The sequence below is a fragment of the uncultured Parabacteroides sp. genome (genome assembly GCF_905196875.1).
Lineage (GTDB): Bacteria > Bacteroidota > Bacteroidia > Bacteroidales > Tannerellaceae > Parabacteroides.
In genome coordinates this window covers 125,166-138,625 of record NZ_CAJJWO010000003.1, presented here as the reverse complement: position 1 = coordinate 138,625, position 13,460 = coordinate 125,166, and the positions used below count along the sequence as shown (strand labels likewise).

7 protein-coding genes are annotated in these 13,460 nt (G+C 42.3%); 1 reads left to right on the top strand and 6 read right to left on the bottom strand.

Annotation, left to right across the window (positions count from 1 at the left end; translation table 11 throughout):
* Positions 1–196: 196 nt before the first annotated feature.
* From QZ076_RS02095 to QZ076_RS02075, 5 genes are all read right to left on the bottom strand, one after another.
* Complete coding sequence (locus QZ076_RS02095) at positions 197–2,347, bottom strand: TIM-barrel domain-containing protein (RefSeq protein WP_293709869.1); 2,151 nt, start codon at positions 2,345–2,347, stop codon at positions 197–199.
* A 58-nt stretch (positions 2,348–2,405) separates the two neighbouring features.
* Positions 2,406–4,118: a RagB/SusD family nutrient uptake outer membrane protein gene (locus QZ076_RS02090; RefSeq protein ID WP_293709866.1), complete on the bottom strand. Its 1,713-nt coding sequence runs from the start codon at positions 4,116–4,118 to the stop codon at positions 2,406–2,408.
* Positions 4,119–4,136: 18 nt separating this feature from the next.
* Complete coding sequence (locus tag QZ076_RS02085) at positions 4,137–7,508, bottom strand: TonB-dependent receptor (protein WP_293709864.1); 3,372 nt, start codon at positions 7,506–7,508, stop codon at positions 4,137–4,139.
* A gap of 194 nt (positions 7,509–7,702) precedes the next feature.
* The gene (locus QZ076_RS02080; RefSeq protein ID WP_293709863.1) at positions 7,703–8,683 is read right to left on the bottom strand and encodes a FecR family protein; all 981 of its coding nucleotides are present in this window, start codon (positions 8,681–8,683) and stop codon (positions 7,703–7,705) included.
* A 64-nt stretch (positions 8,684–8,747) separates the two neighbouring features.
* The gene (locus QZ076_RS02075; RefSeq protein WP_365324330.1) at positions 8,748–9,293 is read right to left on the bottom strand and encodes an RNA polymerase sigma-70 factor; all 546 of its coding nucleotides are present in this window, start codon (positions 9,291–9,293) and stop codon (positions 8,748–8,750) included.
* 475 nt (positions 9,294–9,768) lie between these two features.
* Between QZ076_RS02075 and QZ076_RS02070 the strand changes: the two genes are divergently transcribed.
* A complete protein-coding gene (locus QZ076_RS02070) occupies positions 9,769–10,215 on the top strand; it encodes a helix-turn-helix transcriptional regulator (RefSeq protein ID WP_293709859.1) in 447 nt (148 codons plus the stop codon).
* Positions 10,216–10,993: 778 nt separating this feature from the next.
* On the opposite strand, the gene QZ076_RS02065 is transcribed toward QZ076_RS02070, so the two are convergent.
* Entirely contained in the window at positions 10,994–13,459 is a 2,466-nt protein-coding gene (locus tag QZ076_RS02065; RefSeq protein ID WP_293709857.1) for a beta-galactosidase, read from the bottom strand.
* Position 13,460 lies beyond the last annotated feature (1 nt).

Here is a 13,460-nt window from a genome sequence, read left to right as displayed (position 1 = left end):
CTTCAGTTATATTAGGGTTCCAAACTTTGAAATGGTAAAATTAAGAAACAAATCCGGTTGAGACTTTTATAAAATACGAGCTTTATTTTGCAGAATCCGAGATTAGAGAGGCTAGTTACACTTTCTCTCCAATCCCGGATATATGACATTTCAGATTTACATCTCCAACTAGCGATGAATTTATTCCTGTCGATATTTACCGAGCAGTCATAAAACGGAAATTATAATCACTGAACGACCAGACTTTAGCCCCTTCAGAAATGACGACTTTTCCCGTCTTATTTCCATTCCCGTCTACATCCACTTTCAGTACAATGCGGGAGAAGTCTCCTTTCTCATAATCAAAACTCTTCCCGTCGTCGTCATACAAATTGTAAGAAGAAGAGGCTTTACCATAATGACGTACTTCCAGCGGCAGTTTCTCGTCCTTCACCTTTGTCACGGCAGGCCATAGAGGAATAATCCCTCCTTCTTTCACATATACGGGAATTTTTGACAGGCCGGGAGAAACTGTTATCACCTCGCCTTCTCCTGCAAATTCTCCTGTATAGAAATCATACCATTTACCTTGTGGCAGGATCACCTGACGTTCTTTCTCACCTGTAAACAAAGGAGCGACAAGCAGGCTCGGACCTACCATAAACTGGTCTTTCACCTCTTTTTTTACAGCCATCGCATACGGATTAATTGTCGCATCCAACACCCCTTTTTCTGTTTGAGCATCCACCTGATACCCTTCTTCCAGATTCATGGCACGAACAGGAGGAGTTCCTTCAAATGCATAATCGGCAAAAGCCGTATAGAGATAAGGGATCAGCTGCATACGTAATTGGGCGATCGCACGCACCTCTTTTTCCACTTCCGGAAAACTCCAGGGTTTCGTACCGTCTGCCCAAGCATCCAATTGAGCCACAGGAGAAAAACAAACTGTCTGCATCCGTCTTAACCACTCTTCCCCTGTCCCGGAAGATCTTACCTCCGGCGTCCAGAGAACACCGATGAAGGAGCTGTTTATCAGTGCCGTTATAAAATCGCGATGAGCATAATAGTCATTATAAATAACATAAGGGTACGAGCTTGTTCCTGCATTCCCGGCGCGAACCAACCCATACGTTCGTGTATTATGTTTGCGAAACATATCCATCGTAACACTCTGCATCATTGAGCCGTATATCTGGCGCATCTGTTCCGCAGGGATTCCGGAGGGGAAAGAAGCCACATCCGGCCAAAGCCAGGAATCATAACCATCATTCTCATCCATCTTATATCCACTGACACCTTTGTCCAACTGATGTTTTTCAAAATGCTCTACCATAATCTTCTGCGCTGCAGGCATCGAATAATCGGGAACGATCCCACACCATACGGTATGCGAACCGGTATAAGGTTCTATTTTATTGTACAACTCTCCATCCGGTGATACATAAGGATTAATCCATACGTTTGTTTTTATATACTGGTCATCCAGGCTTTTCACAAAGTTATCCGGATCCGGGAAACGGGTTTTATCCCATTCGTAGGTACACGGATAAGAGCGGCTCATCCAGCCAGGTTCAAGTCCAACTACGCTCAGTGGAAAACCTCTTTTTTCAAACTGAGCAACTTCTTCATTGACTTCCTTATCAGAGAACAGAGAAGGTACACGATGCCAGAACCCCAGCCCCCATCTCGGTGGTAATGCACCACCACCATTATACAAATTAAAACGGCGAACGACATCCAACATTGTGGGTCCGGCAAACAGGACAACTTCCACTCCTTCTGCCGGGATCAAAAACTCCAGATTATCCGAATAAGGTTGAGCTTCCCACTGCTTATCCGTATTCCTGTCTCTGACAACGGGTGGGTTCTTGCTGTCTTTCCGCACACTCGTTCCAACCCATGTATCGATATAGCGGGCTGAATTTATAAATGCCCCATACCCTTTCGAAGATACGAAGAAAGGTACCGGTGTATGTGTTCGACCGTCATCTTTTCCGGTATAATGATCCACATGCAGCCGCATGATCCGGCCTCTCTGTTCTACCGTCTTAAAGTTGAGCCCCAAACCGAATATCTTTTCATCCTTGTCAAGCGGGAAACGAATATAGGTCTTTCCATCGACCACCTCAAAACTGATATCCTCCCGGGATACAGGTAGGGAAGCTTCTCCCATCTTTCCGATAGCATCTAATTTGGGAGTAATATTCAATTCACTCAACAGATTCACCTTCTCGGGAGTACCTACAGAAACGTTCCATACGCCTGCTACCTCCTCTTTCCATTCGACTCCCCCTTTACGTTGAGGAGAATGATTACATGCACTCAAAATACAAAGAGTACAGATTGCCACAAAATATCTTCTCATATATCCTATTTAAAAGAAAGCAGAAACACAAGTCTCTGCCTTCTGTAGTTATTAAAAATCAATCCAGTGGATTGAAGGTACCACCGCTCCAGCCTTGTGTCTGCTCCATCTTAGAGTTCGTTTCCAGATACTTGTTAGGTATCGCATAGAAATAGTAGTTGTCCTTAAAATCAATCGCAAAGTTCTTATCCAGAATAACCAGCGAATCTCTGAAATAAGTAGCATAATTATTCTCAAAATCAACCGTATCCTTTATCTTATTGAATTCTTCTTCCGGGATATTCAGTTTAGGCAGAACTCCATGACGAACCTTACCATTCAATTCTGCTTCAAACAAACGTCTGCGCCGCAAATCCCAATAACGTTTACCTTCGAATGATAATTCCAGCTTTCTCTCCAGCATAATAGCATCGACCATTTGTTCAGAGGACAGTCCTTCTTTTAATCCGTACATGCCATTATTACCAGCTAATATACCGGCTCTCGCCCTGATCGTTTTCAATACGTCATAAGCTTCTTCTGTTTTACCCGACATAGCCGCACATTCCGCATAGTTCAGCAACACCTCAGCATGACGGATCTCAATCCAGTCCGTGCTGCTTCTTTCCGTATAATAAGAAGTATAACTCGGCTCGACAGCCTTTCTGCAATAAAAACCTGTTGCCGTAGGATTATTCAATTCAGCGCCGACATACGTCCACTGTTTCCTGCCGGATTTGCCACTCAACTCCCATATACAACTATTATAAGCGATAGTCACATTGAAACGGGGATCTCTATTCTTCCAATACAGAACAGGATCATACTCCTTAGATTCAGTAATAGGAATACCCGTTACCATCGGATATGACTCGACCATTTCCAAGGTCGGATGATTAGCGCCTGTATAGTTCTGTGCCTCGGACAAAGGACGAGTCGCCGCATTCCATTTGTTTGTAGCTCCCGGTTCCTGATATCTGCGGCCCCAGATAACTTCCCGGTTCATCTCATCATACCATATCTTTTCATAACTGGCATACAATCCATAGCCATTTGCTTCTAACTCTTCTTTCGCTTGTTTATTCACTTTATATGCAGCTTCCCAACGGTCCATCCGATTATCCGGATTAAACTGAGGACTGGCATAATACAGTAGAACACGCCCTTTCAAAGCCAATGCAGCAGCTTTGGTTGCCCGTCCCAGGTCATCACCGGTCCAGCTCCAGGGAAGATTTTCATAAGCGTAATCAAGATCTTTGATAATGATATCAATACACTCGGACGTTTTATTACGCGACACCAGTAAATCATCCGTAAGTTTCTGAGGCAATAATATCATCGGAACACCGCCATAGACGCGTACCATGCAAAAATATCTCCAGGCACGAAGGATAGAAGCCTGAGCCTTTAAGCTTGTACAAGTCTCCGTATCTATCGCTTCATTATTCTCCAGCTTCTCAAATAACATGTTTATATTACGAATATCTTCATAATACCAATAATCGCAGGAAGCTGTCGTCAACTGACCATACATCACACTGCCGCCGCCATCGGCTTCATCCGAGTAGGAGGAATAAAAAATAGAATTCGCACCATCTCCATCCCTGTCTTGTTCTCCTTCCCATTTCGGCAAGTTCTTTTCATACAGTCTGTTCAGGTAGGCTGTCGCATATTTGGCATCTCCCCAAACCTGGTCGTCCGTCACGGCAGATAAGTCTTTTTTATTCAGGATATCCGAACAACTCACACTCATAGCTAACAATGAGCCGTATAATAAATATTTGATAGTCATAAAGCTTTAATTTTAATATTAGAAACTAAGATTCACACCAAAAGAATAACTCTTCATCATAGGATAGTCGAAAATCGTCGAACTTTCCGGATCATAATATTTCACTTTGTTCTGAAGCAAACACAAGTTATTTCCTGTCAGGAAAAACTTCAGCTGGGCAACCCCCAACTTAGTAAGTACAGATTTAGGCAACGCATAAGAAAGATTCACATTTTTCAAACGCAGGAAAGAACCGTTACGCATCCAGAATGTAGACTCCTCCCCGGCTGCATTACGGGATGCACGCGGAAAAGCGGCATCTACATTCTCCGGAGTCCAATGGTCGGTCCAGAAGTCAAAGTTCGTTTCCTGCGGACGTGCCTGAGCCCCCCTCATAGCAATCATCACATCATGTCCGGCTACCCCCTGTAAGAAAATATCCAAAGAAATGCCTTTCCATGAACCACCTAAAGAAATACCGTAGTTCAAAGGAGGTGTCGTATGATTCATAATCCAGTCCTTGTCATTATCATCGATCACACCATCCGGTTCGTCGCTATTCGCTCCACGCAAGTCTTTATAGTTCAACATTCCCAGTTCAGGCTTCTGACCAAAAATAGTATAACCTTCCGGCAGTGCATCCAAATCGGCCTGTGTACGGATAATATCTGTTGCGATATATCCCATTTTACGATCCGTACTGTAACCGATCTCAGACTTATAGGAACGAAGATTTTCGGCTTCATCTTTTGTGATCACCTTATTCACTGCATATCCCAGATTTCCCTTTACATAATATTTAAAATCATCACCGATCTTATCATTGTAACCCAATTCCACTTCAAAACCTTTGGCATCGATCACTCCGTAGTTTTCAGAAGGCATCTTCGCTCCAAAAGTGGCAGGAATACTGGCTGCCCGATCTCCCAAAATATCATACGTATGTCTGTAGAATGCATCTACCGTCATTGAAAGCTTGTTGTTCAGGAAAGTAGCATCAAGACCGAAATTGTATGTCAACGACTTTTCCCAAGTTATATCCACATTAGGAATTACATCCGCTGCAACACCACTGCTCAACGAACCGAAGTATGCTCCGTTCACCAGATTATAACGCTGCATCCACTGCCATCCGCTAATCGCATTTTTATCTTTCAAGACAATGCCGTCATTACCCAGCAATCCGATAGAAGTTCTTAATTTCAGATAGTTGATAAACTTAACATTCTCTTTGAAGAATTTCTCTTCCGATACTCTCCATGCCAATGAAGCAGACGGGAAGAATCCCCAACGGTTCTTGGGTGCAAAATTGACAGAACCATCATAACGGAAAGAGGCTTCTATCAGGTACCTATCATCGTAACCATAATTCAAACGACCGATATACGAAATACGTCCAGTTTCTTCACCTTTTCCATCCACTGTTGAATTCTTTGAATCAGAACTACCAGCAAACAACTGATCCACCGCAGATGAGATAAAATAATTTCTTACGCCATTAAACCAATCCACAGTACCTTCCGACTGTTCATATACAAATAAAGCACCAACATCATGTTTACCGAATTTATTAGCATACGTAATATATCCATTTAATTGGTAACTGTCACGGGTATCATATTTTTCCTCCAGAAAATCACCGTCAGATCTCACTTTGACACGATCTACCACATCTGTTATAATATGATTGTGGCCGCCTGTCATTTTATATTCATACAATGAATAAGGACGGTTGAACTGTTTGATAAATGTGTGTCTGTCGTATTTATTAAATAATAATTTAAGACTCAACCCTTTGACAAACGGGACATTATATTGCAATGAAATATTTGCTTCATAATTGGAATATTTCTTTCTGTTATAACCGGTATTCCCTCCCAGCAATTCTATCGGGTGCCATTCTACAAAACTTCCGGTCGGCTTCCCGTTAATATACGGAGGTACCTGCCCTGTCCGGAAAAGCAACCCTCTGTACAGGTTATCCATCTTATCGGAATCATTGTCATATCTCCAATACGGTTTATCGTCGTTTCTCGTATCCATATTCAGATTCAGGGAGACGATCAAGTCTTTCGTGATGTTTGCCTCCAGGTTGCTTCTCAGATTATATTTTTTGAAGCTCAGATTATCGAAAGAACCTGTTTCATAATAGTAGTTACCTCCAATAAAATAGCGGACACGTTCGTTACCTCCGCTGACATTCAAAGAGTGTCTTGTAAGCAGCGGTTGTTTCCATGCCTCATCCAGCCAGTTATAATTGTTCTTTTTGAAGTATTCCAACTCATCGTCCGTATAATAACTCAAATCTGTCGGATCGACATTTTCCACAATTCTATTGTCATTGATAAAGACTGCCTGGTTGTAAGCATTCTGTGTCTCAGGGATCATAGTTGCATCCGATAAACCGATAGAACCGGTATAAGCGATAGTCGGTTTTCCTACTTTTCCTTTCTTGGTAGTAACCAACACAACACCGTTGGCTGCACGTGCTCCATAGATAGCAGCAGAGGCCCCGTCTTTCAGTACAGATAGGTTTTCCACTTCACTTGCATCCAAACCGTCAAACGCAAATTTATCTCTGACAATCCCATCAATCACATACAAAGGAGCTGAATCGTTCCATGTTCCTTTAGAGCGAACCGTCATATCAGCACCGGCACCGGGTTTACCTCCGGACTGCGTCAACAATACCCCTGCCATCTTACCGACAAGTGCACTTGATAAACTACCTGCGGGAGAATCTTGAATATCTTCGGCACTGACAGATGAAACCGATCCTGTCAGGTTTACTTTTTTCTGGATACCATACCCTACTACAACCACTTCTTCCAATTTTTGGGTATCTTCCAATAGCTTCACATCAACGGGAGCTCCCTCCCGTATAGACACTTCCTGACTGATATAGCCGATGTAGGAAATCAGAAGAGTTTTTCCGGAAACATTATTCAGGGTATATTTACCATCGATATCTGTTATCGTTCCGTTTGTCGTTCCTTTTTCCACCACATTGGCCCCGATAATCGGCTCACCGTTGGTATCTGTAACCACACCTCTAATATTTCCTTTTTTCCCCTGTGCCACAACCGGCATTCCCGGACCGCCACTCTTTTCCGCCGGATTGATCAGAATAAGATTATTCTCTGTGATCTCATACTTGATCCCTTCCTTTGCAAACAGACGGTTCAGGATCGTTTCGACACTCTGGTCTTTCTCGCGGACAGAGACTTTCTTATCCAGGTTGATTTTTCCACTCTCATAAATAAACCGGAACTCAGACTGATTTTCTATCAGGAAAAGGATTTCCTTAATGGATTGATTGTTTACGTCCAACGACAATTTCGTCTTTTGGGAATAAACGGTAGCGGAAATATTGAGCGAGAAAGCAATTAAAGCTAATGTTGTCAATCTCATAATAGCGTATACCTTTTTAAGGGCCGGATACGATTCCGGTCTTGACAAATTAAAAAATTTCATATATTTGTAATTTGATTGTTAGTTAACAATAGTGCTGGACACACTGTGTATTAATGATCAAAAAATAGGACGGGAAGTGTTGCTGCATTTCCCGTTTTTCGTGCTTCATGGTTGTTATTTCATAGGCAAACTTATTTAGAGGTTATACTTATATTTTTTCCTTTCACGTGATAGGCTATATTACTTAAATGGGATAAGGCCTCCAATACATCTGCAATTGTCTCTTCCTGTAATACACCATTGTAATGTATGTTTTTACCTAAATCTCCCTGAATATAAATATCGACATTATACCATCTTTCCAAATATTTACAGACATCCCCCAATGACATATCATCCATGTAAAGCTTATTATTCAGCCATCCATAAGAATGGGACAAATCACCACTAAGCTGTTTCAATGTACTAGTCCGCTTATCGAACTCTGCCATATCACCTGCTTTCATCTTCAGTTTGTCATTATTATGTCCCAGTTCAATATATCCCTCCACCAACGAAGCTTGTACAGTCGGGTCGTCTGCATAAGCTTTCAGGTTAAAAGATGTACCTAATACTTTCACCTCTACTCCATCAGTCATTTTCACAATAAAAGGGGTTTTACTTTTCGATACATCAAAATATCCTTCCCCCTGAAAACGAACTTCCCGAATTTTCTTCTTCGAGTTATACACATAGGTAATATCCGACCCTGAATTCAACTTTACGACCGACCCGTCAGGCAACGCTATTTCCGAACGGTTCCCATAATCGGCGGTCAAGCTGACAGAGATATCCTGCTCCCTATCAAATACTCCGGTAACAGAAAGAACAACCATCAATAAGACAGAGGCTGCGATACCCGACAATGTATAATAAATATTATTCATACGTTTCCGGAGAAGAGCCTTCTGTCTGTTAGACGTATCTACTTTCTCCCAGGCACGATCCACATTGAAAACACCGGGATCCATATAATGTCCGGATTCCTCCCAGATCCTGCGATACCGCTCCAGTTCCTGCCGGTTCTCCCCATTTCGATCCAACCATTCCTGTAGGACCGGGTCGGTGACCTCTTTTTCACCACTGAGCAGGTAATCTATTATATGATCACTTATATGTTCTTTTTCTTCCATGAATCTTCCTTTTATAATTAAGACACAGCAAAACAAAAAAGGTCCTATACAGACCTAAAAAATTTTATATACCTTTTACTTCAAGGCACTTTTTCAATCTCTGGAGAGATGCCCATATCTGATTTTTAATTGTTTTGACTGAAATGGATAACTGGTCTGCAATCTCTTTTTGCTTCAGCCCTTTTACGCGGTGAAGGAGTAACACCTCTTTACACCTGCCAGGCAGCAGGTTGATACAATCGTAAAGGGCCATGCGAAATTCTTCAGTCTCAAGCGGATTTTCTTCGTAATAAGGAAGTTGTTCTTCCCGGTTCTCTAAAACTGTTTTGTAATTCGTTTGTGTACGGATATGATTCAATGCCAGATTTCTCGCCATCTTATACAGGTAACCGGAAACATTCTCTCCAATCGCTATCCTCTTCCGGTTATTCCAAAGGGTAAGGAATAGTTCCTGCACAACATCCTCAGCATCCTCTTTCTCTCCTAACAGACGATAGGCATAACAACACAGACGGCTGTAGTAACGGACAAACAGCTTATTGTAACTGGTGTAATCATCATTTGCGATTGCAGCAATTAGTTTATCATCTGTAATAGAAACATTCAATATATATTAAGTTAAATATTCAACAAGTATTATTCTGTAATTATCGCGACTATTTCTTAATGATATGGCTGTATGAGCTAATTAAAATCTTTTTCTATATAATTGCACGCTATAATCCAATGCAAATGTAAACTTATTTTTGTTATAAAAAATAGTATAAAACTACTTATTTGATGGACTATCCTCTGATCGGCCAATCACCTCTTACCGGAAGCTGCCACAAATCGTAAAAGTTCGCAATGCCCGTCAATATCCATTATTCCTTTTTTATCAATTCTCTTTCACGATACCTTTACAAAGAAAAGCAGTATATCTTCATGCCCCAATATTCATGCTTAGGTAAAATACACAAAACGGCTAGGTTTTTTACATCGCATGCAGGAAAAGAAAAAAGCAAGGTAGATTGTTATTTCCCATATGACAAGCAAAGACTTTATCGTTTTGTCCTTATATTTGTCTCAAATAAAATAAGTTCGATATGGAAAAAGAAACAGAAGAGAAAATCCAAAAGAACGTTCACCAAGGTTCGAACGTCCGCAAATTACGTAATATAATGGGTATCAAACAGAGCTCATTAGCAAAAGATCTCGGCACTACTCAGCAAGCGGTTTCACGTATCGAAAGCCAACGGGTGATCGAAAAAGATACGTTGATCCAAATTGCAAATATCCTTAACGTTTCTCCCAAGATCATTGAAGAACTGGATGAAAATCCCCTGTCAGTGATTATTGAAAATAATAATTTTGAAAGTGGAAGCTATAATACAGGAATAATTTCAAATGATCAATACAATCAAAATACCATTCATCCTTTAGAGAAGATAATGGAATTGAACAAACAAGCCACCGACCTTTTTGAACGCATGCTGGCGATTGAAAAAGAGAAGTCTGCTTTGCTGGAACAATTATTGAAGGAGAAAGGGTAATATTCAGGTAACAACCCGATATAACCTGAATTTCATCCCAAAGAAAAGATAAGATCCCGTCGTAGTAATTGCTTGTCGACAATTATAAACAAATTTGCCAATAATTGTGAGCATTCAGCGTAGTATACTACGCTGAATGCTCACTGTTCATGATTGATCATTTCATCCAGTAAATCTACCTCGATAACAAACAGATGTTCGCACCGCCTTCCTGGTTTTATCAAAATATCTTTTTGTCATTCTTCCTCCTGTTTCTTTTCTCTCTACGCATCTATCATCGAACGAGAGGTAAAACAAACCACTGTTACGAAGTTAAGGATTATCATTCCGATTGTTTTTAAAGTTACTAATAGCCTTTTCGACATCTGAAACAGAAAGTTCCAGCAGTCAATTAAGAAAAACAATCAGGTTACAACTATTTTATTAACAAAATGCCAGTTTTAAAAGTATCATCAGGAAAAGGCATCTATAAGAGAAAAAGATGATTTTTCCTCTTACGGATGCCCTTTTTAGTCTTTTTCCTCCGAAAAATGAATTTTCCCCGAAGTTGTTTCCGATTACCTGGGAGCTAATTCCAATTATCTCGGACTTCAGCACCGATTACCTCGGACTTCGTCGCAATTATCCCAAGGATAATTTCAATCAGCTGGGACTTTATCTGTGTTATCAGGCTGATTTACTCCACAAAACAACTTATCAGAGTAATATAGCTCCAAACAGCTGTTAGTAAAACAGTCAATCAGGTGACTTTTTGCAAAGAAACAACAGCATATCCCACTCATATGGAAGGATAAGGAGCCACCTGCATCGCCTTTATGATCGCACCATTAACTGTCTGACGTAATCCCAGAACAAGAACATTTTTCTTTTTCCCGAAATTCAACCAACATTCCGGCAAGTAAAACTCACGTTGCGGACCAGCCTCCCAATGACGACCGATATTATGTCCGTTCAGCCACATATAACCGTTGCCGGAAGCATTGATACGCAGCAACCAGGGAATCCAAACGGAGGGATCAACCGATGGCAGTTCAAACTCAATTCGATACCAAGTGAAAAGACCGTCGGGATCACTTTCAGGCTGTATATCGTTTCCTTTACAGGGGATATCGCAGGTCGTATCCAATGCGACTGATTGCCAACCTTGCGGAGTGAATTGCGGCAGATTCCAACCGGCAGTTATTCCGGCTGCATCTTTTGCACATTCCCATTCAAGCGGATGTGTCATGGCCGTTTCCGTGACGGACAAACCACCCTGACGGATACCAGCCAACTCTTCCATCGGTACATACCCGTGAGCATGTCCGAGATTCTCATATACGGCAATGATTTCATTTTTGCCTTCTTTCAACAAACCCGATACGTCAAAACGGTTGTCGTATTCATCCGGTCGAATACGATCGAAACAGTTGCGGGTAGTCCAGGTCTGAGCATCCGCCTTGTCGGGGAACAACCGTTTTGCCTGCTTGCCGTTGACCTGTACGGAAACAATATCACGGGTAAACATATTGAACAACAAGAAACGCTCATCCGCCGCCTGCTGAGATGTCAGATTTACATGCGTGCGATACAGGCTATAACGGAAATCATTCACATCCAGATCGGAAAGCGATACCAGCTGCGGTAACAGCTGCCATTTCGCCTGTGAGAAATCGTCCTCTTTCTTCAATACGGAAGTGATACGGACAGGGTCAGGCAAACGGGAAGGACGTAGCGGACGCATTTGTTCTTTAGGCCACCACTCTCCCTGTGAAGGTTTCTTTCCTGCCGGAACAACCAATACCTTACAACCTAGTGCAGGTAAATCATAACGAACCTCTATCGGCTCAACCGTCAGCGAATCGGTATCTTTTATATCCTCCGAAGAGATCAGAACTTTCTCACCGTTCTGATTGATATTATACATTGGTTCTGCCGGTTTGCTCAATTTACCGGGAATCAGTGTCACCTTTCCTTTCACCGGATGATCCGGATCGGTATTATGGAGGAAGATGAAGCGAGTTCCGTCTACAGCGATACGTACACCGCCGAACAATTCCTTCGGTCCACCTTCCAACTCACAGGGACCACCTTCCGAGCGGACTAGCTGCGGTTCGAAAGCTTTTATAAAACTACCAATTCCTTTAGCTTCATAATATTTAGGACCTAACATCCCGTTTTCATGTATGGCAGCATTATAATCGTAGGTGGTAGTCATCCCCCTGGCTCCCCACCCTGCAAAATGGGTTCCGCCAAAAAACATATAATAATTGATGCCGGTAGCTCCACCCAATATGGACATCAAACCGATAGCTTTGAAATGACGGTTATCGGAATAGTGATCTTCGCTCAACTTTCCGGTAACCAGTGAAAACCAGCCACCCTGTAACTCAGTAACAAACCCGGGAGCATCCGGCTGTCCTCTGCGCAAGGCAACCATCCGGTGTGCACAACTGGGAGCAGCAGACAGACCGACATAATAATTATCGCAGTCAAATACCTGTGACAGTTCGGTATCTTCACTTTCACGGCATTCACGGGTCAGACAGGTAAACACCGGAACATCGAAACCGTTCCTGCGTACGGAACGATACAACTCTTTCAGGAATTTATCTTTTCCGTCACAATCATGGGCATCGTATTCATTTTCTATCTGGATCATGATAATCCCTTTTTCCCCTTTCGGTTTACGGGTGACCTGCTCATCTGCCAACGCCTTGCATACAGCATCGAACCAATGCACCGACCAGCGGATATGCTCCGGATCGGCACTGCGTAACCAAAAACCTTCCACTCCTTCCGGACGGAATCTAGTCAGCCAGCGGGGGTAACCTCCACCAGAATATTCGGCACAGATAAACGGACCCGGGCGGACAATAGTGTAAAGCCCAAACTCTTCCTGTGCAATCTTCAACCAGCGTTTCAGGTCAGAAAAGTCAAAATTTGTCGTATCGTTCAGACTCTTCGGCATACTTCTTTCATGCCAGTTCCAGGGAACATAAGTCTCCACCACATTAAATCCTGCCTCCTTGATTTGCCGGAACCGGTCACGCCATAATTCTTCCGGACAACGGAAATAATGAAAAGCAGCACTATAAACAAAGATATCTTTCCCGTCTATAGTCATACAGGAACCGTCATAACGAATCCGGGCGGGATAGGTAAATTGTTTACCGGTTATTTCCTGCTTAACAGAGTCATTTTCTCTTGCCTGTACAAATGGATTACTCACACAAAAAATAAAAGCCAGACAGGCTGTTCTCATC